This is a genomic window from Methanosarcina sp. UBA411, assembly GCF_002495725.1.
Taxonomy (GTDB): domain Archaea; phylum Halobacteriota; class Methanosarcinia; order Methanosarcinales; family Methanosarcinaceae; genus Methanosarcina.
Genome location: NZ_DAGK01000012.1, coordinates 177,520 through 190,435 on the forward strand (window position 1 = coordinate 177,520; position 12,916 = coordinate 190,435).

Annotated in this window: 8 protein-coding genes; 5 read left to right on the forward strand and 3 right to left on the reverse strand. The window is 40.0% G+C overall.

Annotated elements, in window-relative coordinates; translation table 11 throughout:
* Window positions 1-96: 96 nt before the first annotated feature.
* The 4 genes from BP861_RS04585 (at window position 97) to BP861_RS04600 (ending at window position 6,681) form a co-directional block, all read left to right on the forward strand.
* Window positions 97-327 carry a hypothetical protein gene (locus BP861_RS04585; protein ID WP_292373007.1) on the forward strand — a complete coding sequence of 77 codons (231 nt, stop codon included), beginning with the start codon at window positions 97-99 and terminating at the stop codon, window positions 325-327.
* A gap of 623 nt (window positions 328-950) precedes the next feature.
* Complete coding sequence (gene gyrB / locus BP861_RS04590) at window positions 951-2,855, forward strand: DNA topoisomerase (ATP-hydrolyzing) subunit B (protein WP_292373009.1); 1,905 nt, start codon at window positions 951-953, stop codon at window positions 2,853-2,855.
* Between the two features lie 11 nt (window positions 2,856-2,866).
* Window positions 2,867-5,704, forward strand: coding sequence for a DNA gyrase subunit A (gyrA, locus tag BP861_RS04595; RefSeq protein ID WP_292373011.1), 2,838 nt, complete (start codon window positions 2,867-2,869; stop codon window positions 5,702-5,704).
* Window positions 5,705-6,366: 662 nt separating this feature from the next.
* Complete coding sequence (locus BP861_RS04600) at window positions 6,367-6,681, forward strand: protease inhibitor I42 family protein (protein WP_292373012.1); 315 nt, start codon at window positions 6,367-6,369, stop codon at window positions 6,679-6,681.
* Window positions 6,682-7,068: 387 nt separating this feature from the next.
* Here the strand turns inward: BP861_RS04600 and BP861_RS04605 are convergent, their stop codons facing one another.
* Entirely contained in the window at window positions 7,069-8,856 is a 1,788-nt protein-coding gene (locus BP861_RS04605) for a DUF4209 domain-containing protein (RefSeq protein WP_292373013.1), read from the reverse strand.
* 169 nt (window positions 8,857-9,025) lie between these two features.
* Window positions 9,026-10,078 carry a metal-dependent hydrolase gene (locus BP861_RS04610; protein WP_292373014.1) on the reverse strand — a complete coding sequence of 351 codons (1,053 nt, stop codon included), beginning with the start codon at window positions 10,076-10,078 and terminating at the stop codon, window positions 9,026-9,028.
* Between the two features lie 437 nt (window positions 10,079-10,515).
* On the opposite strand from BP861_RS04610, the gene BP861_RS04615 reads away from it, so the two are divergent.
* The gene (locus BP861_RS04615; RefSeq protein ID WP_292373015.1) at window positions 10,516-11,127 is read left to right on the forward strand and encodes a superoxide dismutase; all 612 of its coding nucleotides are present in this window, start codon (window positions 10,516-10,518) and stop codon (window positions 11,125-11,127) included.
* Between the two features lie 219 nt (window positions 11,128-11,346).
* On the opposite strand, the gene BP861_RS04620 is transcribed toward BP861_RS04615, so the two are convergent.
* On the reverse strand, window positions 11,347-12,402 hold the full coding sequence (locus BP861_RS04620; RefSeq protein WP_292373016.1) for a metal-dependent hydrolase: 1,056 nt from the start codon (window positions 12,400-12,402) through the stop codon (window positions 11,347-11,349).
* Between the last annotated feature and the right edge of the window lie 514 nt (window positions 12,403-12,916).

Genomic DNA, 12,916 nt, shown 5'->3' on the forward strand with positions numbered 1-12,916 from the left:
GTAATCGTAACAGCACAAAGCCCTTTTCGCTCCGCTACGCTTCGCTCAAGAGGGCCGAACTACGGACAATAATTTATCTTAATTCGCTAAAACGGATTGATTTGCACAAGTCCTATCTCGGTAGGGGGGACCTTTATCCCTAGAAGCGATGCAAACCTTTTTAAGAAAGTCCTTGAACGCAACCTTTCCGGAAGAAAGCTTGACCAAAGTCCCAATAAGCGTGGTCAAAAGTTTTGCGTTACGCCTTTTGAGAAATGGATTGATCGAAAACGGCGTAGAAGCATGATTAGACGGTGCAACTGTTGCTGCCCAATGATTGCTGGTTAAATTTATATAGAAACGTTATAAATTAATATACAAAGATTCGACTTTAAAGTAAAATGTGAGCAAATCCGATCGGGGATGATACAGCAGGATCTCCAGGCAGTATACCATGATAACCAGGAAACATTTCGAATTGTTATTTTATTCTGGACTTGATTTTCGAGTTGGAAAAATACCTGGAACTGTATATACAAAAATCTGATGATAAACCGGCTAAATGCCGCGACTCTTTCTTGGATACCTTATGAGATACGAATTTTTACGAGAGAAACAGCAAATATTAATTTAAACTACAGATGTATTAAAAAATTAGTATGAAAAGCTCATATTTGGACGCAGAATTATGCTAAAAAGTCCTGTTCTGAGAGGATTGATACTGAAAAATCTTGTGCAATTTTTAGGGAATCTAAAGGCTTAAAATCTATGAGCGCATATTGAATCTGGTTCGTGGAAGAAAAGATGGAAATAAAATATAAAAATCTTTTAATAAAAAATTGAAGGCTTACAAAACAGACACGAATTCTAAAACCTATTTTGATAAAAGTTTTCCCGCGAATTTTAAAAAAAGATAAGGATGTTATAGGATTCAGATAACTTTACTAGATTTTTATGGAGAATAAACCAAGATGAGTGATAAACAGGTTTACGATGCTTCGCACATCCAGGTGCTGGAAGGCCTGGAAGCTGTCCGGAAACGCCCTAGCATGTATATAGGAAGCACGGATAGCCGCGGGCTACATCACCTAGTCTATGAGGTAGTAGACAACAGTATTGATGAAGCCCTTGCAGGCTTCTGTACCAGGATAAGTGTCACAATCAATCCAGACGGAAGTGTGACAGTCCTGGACAACGGGAGAGGTATTCCTATCGATCCCCATCCAATTCACAAGAAATCAGCTCTTGAAGTTGTAATGACTATTTTGCATGCAGGAGGGAAGTTTGACAAGAACACTTATAAGGTCTCAGGGGGCCTGCATGGGGTAGGGGTTTCTGTCGTAAATGCACTTTCGGAATGGCTGGAAGTAGAAGTAGCAAGAGACGGTAAGAAGTATTTCCAACGCTACACCCGTGGAAAGCCTGAAGCTGACGTCCAGGAAATCGGAACCTCGGACGTTACTGGCACAAAAACTACTTTTAAGCCGGACGCAAAAATTTTTGAGACCCTGGATTTCGATTATGAAACCCTCTCAAACCGATTAAGAGAACTAGCTTTCCTGAACAAGGGCCTTACTATCAGCCTCAGGGATTTAAGAACTCCAGAAGGTCAGGCTGAGACTTTCACCTATGAAGGGGGAATTGTAGAGTTCGTCAAGTACCTGAATAATAAAAAGCAGCCCCTCCACCCCGATCCAATTTATTTTGAGCGGCAAAGAGACGATATGGTAGTGGAAATTGCGATGCAGTACACTAATAGCTATACAGAAAACGTGTACTCTTTCGCAAACAATATCAATACCCACGAAGGCGGAACCCACATCATCGGTTTCAAGACTGCACTTACAAGGGTTGCAAACGACTACATTAAAGCTAACAAGCTTTCCAAAGAGGACGCAAAGCTCACAGGCGACGATGTAAGAGAAGGGCTGACTGCAATCATCAGTGTCAAACTCATGGAGCCCCAGTTTGAGGGGCAGACTAAAACAAGGCTTGGAAACAGTGATGTCAAAGGAATTGTGGATTCACTTGTAACTGACGGACTTGCAGAATACTTTGAGGAAAACCCCAAGGTTGCAAACATTATTCTCGAAAAAGCTCTCCTTGCCCAGAAAGCCAGGGAGGCTGCAAAAAAAGCAAGAGAACTTACCCGGAGAAAGAATGCCCTCGAAGTAAGCACTCTTCCCGGAAAACTTGCGGACTGCTCGGAAAAGAATCCTGCAGCCTGCGAGATTTACATTGTGGAGGGTAATTCAGCAGGCGGTTCGGCAAAACAGGGTAGAGACCGGAGTTTCCAGGCTATTTTACCTCTCAGAGGCAAGATTCTGAACGTGGAAAAATCCAGACTTGCAAAGATCCTGAAAAACGAGGAGATTATTTCCCTGATCACTGCCATTGGAACAGGAGTCAGCGAGGACTTCACCTTGGAAAGTGCCCGCTACCATAAGGTCATTATCATGACTGATGCCGATGTGGATGGAGAACACATCAGGACTCTTCTTCTCACGCTGTTCTTCCGCTATATGAGGCCTCTAATTGACGAGGGATACGTATACATTGCCCAGCCTCCTCTCTACCGCATAAAGAAAGGCAAAGCTGAGTACTACATACATTCTGACAGGGAACTCGAAGAAAAGAAGAAAGAACTCGGGGAAAAAGGGCTCGCTATCCAGCGCTATAAAGGTCTTGGAGAAATGAACCCCGAACAGCTCTGGGGAACCACGATGAATCCTGAGAGCCGGACCCTTTTACAAGTGACCCTGGAAGATGCGATTCGGGCTGATGAGATCTTCAGAATTCTCATGGGAGATGAGGTTGAGCCACGCCGGAACTTCATACAAATGCATGCAAAAGAGGTAGTAAACCTGGATATATGAGGTGGCTAAAAATGGTAAAATATGAAGGCGAAAAGAAATCAGAAGATGAATTGAAAAAATCTTATCAGGCTACCCTTATCCCCGAAGAGAAAGATGAAGAGACGGAAAATAAGGACGGTTCAGCCGCCCTTACACAGGAAGATTCGAGCAAAAAACTGGAATTAAATGTATCCGATCCTGCTTCAGAAGAGCCAGAGGACGAAGGTCCAGAGCCAGAAAGGAGAGGGATTACTACCATCCTTCTCGAAAATGAGATGAAACGCTCTTACATCAACTATGCAATGAGTGTAATCATAGGAAGGGCACTTCCCGATGCTCGGGATGGCTTAAAACCGGTTCACCGTAGAATCCTTTTTGCAATGAAAGAGGCAGGGATTACGCATGACAAAGCCTACAAGAAGTCAGCCCGTGTTGTGGGAGATGTGCTTGGTAAATACCATCCGCACGGAGACACTGCCGTTTATGACAGTATTGTGCGTATGGTCCAGCCGTTCTCACTTCGTTATCCTTTAATTGACGGACAGGGAAACTTTGGGTCGATTGATGGAGACTCGGCTGCTGCCATGCGTTATACCGAAGTTCGCATGGACAGAATTGCAGAGGAGATGCTGGCAGACATTGAGAAGGAAACTGTTCCCTTCATGCCAAACTATGACGGGTCACTGGAGGAGCCCGAGGTTCTTCCTGCAAAACTTCCGAATCTCCTTATTAATGGGTCCACAGGCATTGCAGTCGGGATGGCAACAAACATGGCTACCCATAATATAGGGGAGGTAATTGACGGAACCCTCATGCTTATCGAGAATCCTGCAGCTACGATTCCCGAGCTCATGACTGTAATCAAAGGGCCTGACTTCCCTACAGGTGCACATATTATCGGGACTGCAGGTCTTAAATCAGCATACATGACCGGAAGGGGTCCTGTAAAGATCCGGGCAGTTGCCGAAATCCAGGAGTTAAAGAAAGACAGGCAGCAGATAATCGTAACAGAGCTTCCCTATCAGGTAAATAAAGCCCGAATGATTGAAAACATTGCCCAGCTTGCCAGGGATAAGATAATTGTCGGAATTTCCGATCTTCGGGACGAGTCAGACAGGGATGGAATCAGGGTTGTTGTCGAGCTCTCTCGAGGCACAAATCCAAAGGTTGTCTTAAACCAGCTTTATAAGCACACGCAAATGGAGACCACTTTCGGGATAATCAATCTTGCTCTTGTTGACGGAAAGCCAAAAGAGCTAAACCTGAAGGAACTTCTTGAGATCTACCTGGAATACAGGATGGAAATTATCCAGAAGCGGACGCTTTATGACCTAAGGAAGAGCGAGGAAAGAGCCCATATCCTTGAAGGACTTAGGATTGCTCTGGATAACATAGACGAAATAGTCGCTCTAATAAAAGGCTCGGCAAATGCCGATGAAGCAAAGCAGGGCCTGATGGAAAATTTCGCCCTTGATGAGCTCCAGTCAAAAGCTATCCTTGATATGCGCCTGCAGCGCCTAACAGGACTTGAGACCCAGAAGGTACTTGAGGAGCTGGAAGGACTTGTAAAACTGATAGGAGAACTCAGGAAAATCCTTGAAAGCGATGAGCTCAAGTACGAGATAATCAGGAATGAACTTCTGGAGCTCAAGGAAAAGTATGGAGATACCCGCAGGACAAAAATTGTGCCGGCTACTGCTGAGGTCAGGGAAGAAGATCTGATTCACGAAGAGAATGTCGTTGTCACGATTACAAACGGAGGCTATATAAAGCGCCTTCCTCTCAGCACTTACACCATGCAGCGCCGTGGTGGTAGGGGTATAATTGGCATGGAGATGAAGGATGAAGACTTCGTGGAAAATCTCTTCATTTCCTCAACTCACAACTATATCCTATTCTTTACGAATCTTGGCAGGCTGTACTGGCAGAAAGTTTATGAGATCCCTGAAGGCTCCCGGCAATCCAGAGGCAAAGCTATAGTAAATCTCCTGGAGCTTCAGGAAGGCGAAATGATCAGTGCCATGATTCCGGTCAAGGAGTTTGACGAAAATCACTACCTGCTTATGACAACAAGGGCAGGTACAATCAAGAAGACTCCTCTATCGGAGTTCAAGAACCCGAGGAAATCCGGCATAATTGCAGTCACCCTTGATGAAGGCGACGAGCTTGTAAGAGTCCTCCTTACTGACGGGAAAAAGGAAGTGCTGATGGTTTCAAAGAGAGGCAAAGCTATCCGCTTCTCTGAAGAAGATGTCCGCCCTATGGGCCGAACTGCAAGAGGGGTCCGTGGTATGACTCTTGACGGCCCGGACGACGAAGTTGTCAGTATGGATATTGTTGACGAGACCACAACCCTCCTGACCGTGACTGAAAACGGCTTTGGCAAGAGAACCGAGTATTCTCAGTATCCCACGCACCGCCGTGGCGGAAAAGGCGTGATAACAATCGTTACGAATGAGAGGAATGGCCCTGTTTCGAGAGTCCGATCCGTAGCCGATGATGACGAGCTTATTTTCACGAGTGCCGAGGGTATAATTATCCGTATCCCAGCTAAAGATATCTCGATCCAGGGCAGAAACACCCAGGGCGTAAGAATAATTAATCTGAAACCCGGCGACAAAGTAGCAGGTATAGCCAGGATCGAAAGCGGAAAAGCCGAAAAAGACCTGAAACTCACAGCCTTTAAAGGTAAAGAAGCCACAGAGGCAGCTAAAGCCGCTGAAGTAGCAGAAGAAGCCGAGGTTCCAGAGGACGAAGCCGAAGAACTTGAAAATCTTGGCGAATTCGAAGACTTCGAAGCTCCCGACGAAGCCGAGGAGACCGAAGAATTCGATGAAGCTGAAGAAGTTCAAAAAGTTGAAGAAGACTAAATAATACATCAGGTGAAGAAAGATAATTCTTCACTCAAACTGCTGCCGGAATAAAGATTTTTTGGGAGGATGGATTCCGGCGGCAGGATATTTTCCGGATAAGAGCCGGGCGGCGGGCTTATTTATTGAGCGAGTTTTTTGAATCATTTTAGAGAAATTGATACCGGAGGGTATGTTTATTAAGAATTTTCAGATTTTGTGAGGTGGATCTTTGTGAGGTGGATCTGAAAGTTTATATATAAAGTTCGGGTTGGCATTTTACAAAATGTATGTAATGAATGTTAAATTAGGATGTAAAGTTTAGAAAGTGAAAATGACTTTTGATTGCTCATAAATGTTATGGATTTTATGTAATTCTAGGCTGATTCGAGTTCTAATCTTCTTAAAAATGAGCTATACAATACTTAAGCTCAAAAATGAATAAAGAAAAATTCTGAATCATTCTATACTATAATTTCTATAACAACTTAAACATGTTTTTAAGAAAGAATATTAAGCGTTTTATTTTAAAATCATAATGAATAATGTTAGAAAGTTGTATATACTTGGACTGACATTCTAACTAATAACTCAATCACTCTGATAAATAGTCCAAAGTGTTTATATAAACAATAATTTCGAAAATAATGGTGAGAGAGTTAACATAAAGGGGGTATAAAAGAATGCAAAAATTAGAGTTATTGCCACCTATAAATGCAAAAATTGGAGACATATTCGAAATATCAATACCGTCTAATCCTGCTTCGACCGGCTACAACTGCTTACTGTCAGAAATGCCACATTGCGTTTATTTTGTAGAGTCAACGTATGTACCCGATGAGCCTATCAGACCAGGAAGCGGGGGAACTAGCAAGTTCAAGTTCCTTGCAGTTAAGAAAGGTGACGGCAAGATTATTTTCCATAGTGTGAGATTCTCTCACCCTCCGGAAATACTGGAACCTACTCCTATGCAACAAAGGTTTGTCATAGTAGAGTGATGAAATGGCTTTATCTGCCATTTCTCTTTCCTTTTTTTGAAATGACTATTCATTCTGTTTTACGCTAAATTTCAGTCAGTTACTACTCTTCAACCTTTTTTTGAGAATTTTTGAATCGACTTTTTTAGTGAACCACGCCTGTAAGCACAATTTTGAAGCATTTCTGAATTCAGGGACAGTTTGAGTTTCGATGAATCTTAAAACAGGGTACCATATGACTGCGAAGCAGGCGGCGAAGACCGGAAAAAATTATTTATGAGACTTTCCTAATGAATAGTAGTCATCAGGTTTTCTCCTTCTTTTCTCCTTGCGTGATTACGTTGCTATATATTTATGGAAAATAAGTAAATAAAAATAGAGTTTTAGAAATCAGTTTCTATTTTTGCCTTATTGCTCGGCTTCTTTTTCACTTGAACATCTGGAAGCTACTTTCCAGAGATAACATAGACTCAATGTAAGCCACCAGAGGTATCTAATCTCAAGAGAAAATTTATACTCATTATAATCAATAAGCCCGTGTGCCATTCTATTTCTCAAGTTTGAGCCATAACGTTCAATTAGTAAACCTCTTAAATCAAAGACAATGTCTTCAGGCATTATTTCGTTCAGTTCTTTCATTTTTAAAGTGATATTAAGATCGTACTCGTTTTGAGTTCCATTTTGATCCAAACCTGATACAATTATCCCATTATTGGTAAGAATGTATCTAATGGAATTCTCCAGTTGGGGAATAAGTAAATGTATACTTGTTAAGAAATCTCCATTTAATCCGGCAAAAAGACCAGAAGCATATATAAATTCTCTTCCTACAGGAACGAATGGATTGTTAAAAACAAGTGGGAACAAGTCTTGGGTTGTGATTAAATCGTGATCTTGTATTATTTGCTGTTTCGCAGGTTCAATTATACCCAAGTATATAAATTGATGATGAATTTTTGCATGCTTGAACATATTGTTGTTAGTGGCTACCTCTCTTTCATGTGGGTTACTTGAAAGAATTGATCCACCACTACCTATTTGTTTTCCTTCCTCGTTTACTAATTTGTTATAAAAAAGATTAGCCATTGGGTATTCGATTGTTGTTTTCTCAACATCTTCCTTAAGTTTGGAGATTTCAGGTGGATGTGTTATTGATGAAAGTGTAAAAATTGCATCTTGGAGTGTTTTTCCCCTGACAAATTCCTTTGCCTTCTTAATTTGTTCTTCAGGAATGGATATCTCCAATGGAATTGGGAACATTTGTAATGTAGACTTAGGCTGATATTCAAGAAGAAGTTTGTGCAAATTCTCAATGCGTTTTTCTTCGTTTCCTATTTTCCTATATTCTTGAATCGCATTTTCAATACGTCCACAGGCGTTAATGTAATCAGGAGGATTTTTGTTTACGTCATCTTCTGCGTTTTTTACGTAGGTTTCTACCCTACGTATTAAGGCTTCCCTTTCTTGATCAATTTCTCCAGCAAGTCTATGCCATTTTGCTTTTGTTTTCCATGCATGTTCGGCTTTCCACCAGTCGTGATAATTTTCTGCTTTTAAAGCTATTTTTTCTGAAAGCAATGAGTACTTTTCAGTATCTCCCTTCTTATATTCTTGAAGCAGTTCCATTATCTTTATAGATAGGAATTTTGGGTCTTCACCATTATAAGTCTCAAGAATAGCCTCCATATATTTAATAGTAGTTTCAAACTTCTCTGATTTCTTCCCAAGCGATGCAGCTAAATCAACTGCTCTCCTAATTCGATAAAAAGATGATGTCCAGCTTTCAGGATCTTCCAATATCTTCGATGACTCTATATAAGAATCAATTGCATTGAGTGCGCATTTGTAATCCTTCTTTTTTATCCAAAGTAGATCTGAGATCCTTGCTCTCATTTCTGCGTCAAAAATGTCGGGAGTAAGATCTACTAGAATTCCAAGATATAGATCTTTGATATTATCAAAATTTTCTTCTAAGACGAATGGTTTTTCCTTGCTTTCCCTCAAAATTGGAGAAGTAATGAGTCCTAAGATCTGGAATATTGTTTTATTTTTTGAGTCACCATTTGATTCCGCTTCTTTTGCTCGATTAAAGAATATTGTGCTATATTGCAAGCATTCTTTTTTATCACAACTTGAAATAACTTCCTGCCAGTTAGATTTATTAAAATCACTTTTATCTAAGATTATATCCTCCAAAGCATCATCTCCTTGATACTACACACTTGTTAAAAATAAATAAATTGTTACATTCATCATCTTGATTTCGATTTGTTATCAAAAAGTGAAAATGAATAATAAATTTTTGGAAGATGTGACGAAATCAAACTAAACTGATTTTTAAACTAATTTTAAAATAATCCAAAATTTACTCAAACCAGTTATCTTCCAACCTCCCTTCCCTTCTCCCCTGCTCACTCGCATAAGCCGCATACTTCCCGCTCTTCGTATCAAAAATGAACCTATAAACCGTTTTGAAATAAGCCCAATATTTAACATACTTATCTCTCGCATCGCTCAGCGTAACAGTTACCGAGCCATTTTCTTCCGAAACGCTGTAGACAGGATAATCGATTTCCTGAGGAAGGGCTGTGCTGTAAAGTTTTCTGGCTCTTTCAACATATGCGGAGGCATTGGGAGCGGCGCCGGTCACGTTGGTTTTTTCGATATAATCACTTTTTTCGATTCCAGACCAGTAGCTCACTTCCATAATCTTGTAATAGGTAGAATTATAAGGATAAGCAGCAAGAAACTTCCCGAAGGACGAGGGATATGTATCCTGATAGCTGATTTTTGCGCCTTCAGCGCCGGAAATATAATTCACAAGAAATATTTTAGCCACCGGCAGGACTGCAAGCCAGACCACAAGCACAATTAAAAGGGCAGGATAGAGTTTGCTCCGGTTATTCGTGACAAAAGAACAGAAATTATTGAATTTTCCATTCCATTTACCATGGCTTTTCATATAGGCTACAAGTAAAACGAAAACAGGCAGCAAAGGAAGAATATTTGCCAGCGGATCGAAGAAATAAACGGCTCCGAGAGTGGATGTTTCTGTGCTGAAAGGATAAAGGGGATGCATTTTCCAGCTTGTCACATAGTCAAGGTAGACATGAGAAAAAATAGCTGTAAATCCGGCTGCTGTAAACAGGAGGTCTTTGGTTTTAAGCCAGATAAAAAGCGTGACAAGCAGAACGAAAAGGATCGAGTGCATGAATTCCCTGTGGCCAAGCAGATAAAAAAGCTGATTTCTAGCCTCATGGCTTACGCTGCCGCTGACGAGAGCAAACAGGATGTATGGGATAAAATCCAGGTCAGGAAGGATTGCTAGAAATCCCAGAGTGTTTCGCTTTTTTCCCCTAAAGCCTAAAGTCAGCGCAATCAGAAGACCGATTCCCAAGTGAGAAAGTGAATTTACCATTTGCTTTATCCCTGAATAACCTTTTATTTTTATTTTTGATGAAACACAAATCTTCTGACGAATAACCTGAACGAATTTTTGCAAAATATATTATAGTTTGCATCTTTTACCTTTAAATAGATGGGGTGTATAACTATATTCTGCATTTAGAATTGCCATATGGCAATTTAATATGTAATTGAAGAGATAAAACAGCAGAGTCACTTTAGATTCACCTTAAAATCACCAAGCAGGATCATATAAGTGACAAATTTCTGTTAATATTGTTAAGGGGAAACTGGTTAGCAGAATTTGTAATGGAATTTTCTTGAACCGGAGCTTAAATCTTGAGTCCGATACATGAGCTCCATGCCGAGTAAATAACGGCCAAGCAAATAACAGGGGCAAGTTTCAAACAAATTATGCAAAACCAGCAACCAGGAATAGGGGAAAACAACATGGCTAAAGGGTTATACAAACTACCGGATTTGAAATATGGCTATTCAGACCTTGAACCTTACATTTCCGAAGAACAGCTACGCATTCACCACGACAAGCATCATCAGGCTTATGTGACCAATGCAAACTCGCTTATAGAGATGATGGACAAGGCGAGGAAAGAAGGGACTGACTTTGATTATAAGGCCAGTGCAAAAGCTCTGGCTTTTAACCTTGGTGGGCATGTCCTTCATGACTATTTCTGGTGGGAGATGACTCCTGAAAGCAATGCAAGCAAAGAAGCTGTGGGTGAACTGTCTGAGATGATTAAAGACAACTTTGGAAGTTTTGAGAGATTTAAGAAGGAGTTTACCCAGGTCGCATCCAGTGTTGAAGGTTCCGGCTGGGCAGCCTTAACTTTCTGTAATGATACAAAGAGACTTATGATCATGCAGATAGAAAAGCACAATGTGAATATAGTCCCGGATTACCCGATACTTATGGCTCTTGACGTATGGGAGCATGCTTATTATATTGATTACAAGAACGACAGAGGTAAGTTCATAGAAGGCTTCTGGAATATAATCAACTGGGAAGAAATCGACAAATATTTCAAGAAAATCCAGAAATAACCAGAAAGTCATTTTTTAAAGGTTTCGCGCTAGTCCGATTACAGTTTACCAGCTATGGAAAAATAAGTAATCGGACTAACAACTATTTTTTAGAGATAATTTAAGGATACTGAGGAAGTTTCGGAAAATTTTTTTGTTGGACTCAACTCATTTTTATTAAATTGAGCTTTGTCTTATCAAAATAAAATCAATTGATCTCGAAAGCCAATCAAAGTAAAATCACCCAAACCAGTTTCTGCCTAATCTCTCCTCCTGTCCTCCGTGCATACTTGCATAAACTTCATATTCCTCTCCGTTTTTCCTGTCAAAAACGAACCTATAAAATGATTTAAAATAAGCCAGTTCTCTAATGTAAGGATTTCTGGCATCACTGAGAATAACAGTTACAGAATCGTTCGTTTCGGAAACCACGTAGACCGGATAATCAATTTCCTGAGGAACACCTGCCCTGTATAAGTTTTCTGCTCTTTTAACATAAGCAGCATCATCAGAGACATTTCCTTTTACAGAAACTTTTTCAACATACGAACTTTTCTCTATTCCTGAAAGATAACTTATTTCTAGGACTTTATAATGAGTGGAATTATAAGAGTACGCCGTCAGGAATTTATTCATAGATTCTGGATAGGTATTTTGATAGCTTATTTCAGCTTCTTCGGTCCAAGAAATCTGCTTGATCAGGAAAGCTTTTGAGACCGGTATGAAGGTAAGCCAGACAAGTAACAAAAGAATAAGCGAGGCATAGAGCTTATCGTCAATGTTTGATATGTAAGTGCAAAAGCCCTTTATTTTTCCGTTTATCTTTCCTCTATGACTCAAATTTACTATAATCACAATGAAGGGAGGCAAGAGAGGAAGCAGATTTAGCAAAGGGTCAAAGAAATAAGCCGCACTCATAATGGAAGCATCTGTACTGAACGGGTAGAAGGGACGCATTTTCCAGCTTGTAACATAATCCAGGTACGAATGAAAGAAGAGGGATTGGAACCCTCCAACCGTAAAAAGCCAATCTTTAGTCTTAAACCAGAGAATAAAAGTAATCAGAAAAATGAAAAGAATAGAATGCATAAACTCTCTGTGTCCGATCAGGTAAAAAAGCTGGTTTCTTACCTCAGGGCTCAGGCTGTCATTGGCATAGATAAATGTTGAGTACAGGACATAATCCAGATCAGGTAGTGTGGATAATAAGGCCACAACTCTCAGTTTGTTTTCTTTCAAGCCTAAAGCCAGAGCAATGAGAAAACCTACTCCGAGGTGGGAAATTACATTTACCATGATACTGTATTCCTGAGGGGAGATTTTGTGTTTGACTTTTATAATTAATAATATAGAGAATTAAGGATATATTTCTTCTTTTTAAAAAACGTGTTCGGGAGTTGCAAAGTTGTATTTACTTCAGAAAATGATAAAAAATAAAAGTAAACGTTAAAAACAAATCCCCAGGCTCTCGGGTAAAAGTAATACCATTTTTAAAAACTCTATCTTTATATTAAAAAGAAAACGGACTAATTAGAAAATAATATCCTCTCAACTTACCGGGTTGAAGAGCTAAATATCCTTACAAGGCCTAATTTTTCAATGTCCTGTCAAAAAAGCAATCATCTTGTCATATGCATCCTGTGCAATAAACTTTCAGAAAATTTTCAGTTTTTTAATCATGAACCCGTTAGGTTTACTTAGGCAAACCCTGTTTATAAATAAATTAATACAGTGTAGATTTGAGAAATATATAAGTTTTTCTTTATTGTGCTAACAGCATTCAGTTAAATATTCAAAAGTCCATATTAAT